At 82.8% G+C, this 529-nt stretch carries 1 pseudogene; it reads left to right on the top strand.

The annotated features are described in order from the left end of the window. Window positions 1-529: pseudogene (locus NWP10_RS12285) on the top strand (hypothetical protein); the annotation flags it as partial.

Raw genomic sequence — 529 nt, 5'->3', positions numbered from 1 at the left:
GGCCGCATGAGCGGCCCGGCCCGCCGGCGCGCCCTGCCGGCCGTCTCCGCCGCCGCGGCGCTCGCCCTCGCCCTGGGCGCCTGCACCCCCGAGCCGAAGGCGTCCGCCACCCCGGAGGCCTCCGGCACGCCCCTGACCGTGGTCCACGGCGGGCAGGGCCTGGAGCCGGCCGTGGCCGCTGTCCTCTCCCGCCACCTGCGCCAGGGCGGCCACGCCGTCACGGACGAGGACGGCGTGCCCCTCGCCCAGCCGGCCTGGACTGCCGCCGACGCGCACACCGTGGCCGTGGTGGACACCCTGCGCCTGGCCGTGGCCGCCGACGCCGCCGCCGTGCTGCCCGCGCCGCCCGAGCCGAGCCCGGAGCCCACGGACCCGGTGGAGGCCGGGGAGCCCGGGGTGCCCACGGAGGGCGACGACGCCCCGTCGCCCGCGGACCCCGGCTTGCCCACGGCCTCCGAGTCCGCCGACCCCTCCGCCACGCCCGAGCCGACCCCGCTGCCCGACGGCGAGCCCGCCGCCGACGCCGCCG

The sequence above is a fragment of the Micrococcus sp. HG099 genome (assembly GCF_024723355.1).
Classification (GTDB): Bacteria; Actinomycetota; Actinomycetes; order Actinomycetales; family Micrococcaceae; genus Micrococcus; species Micrococcus endophyticus.
Note: the sequence above shows the minus strand (reverse complement) of the source record. Positions and strands in the feature narration are given on the sequence as shown.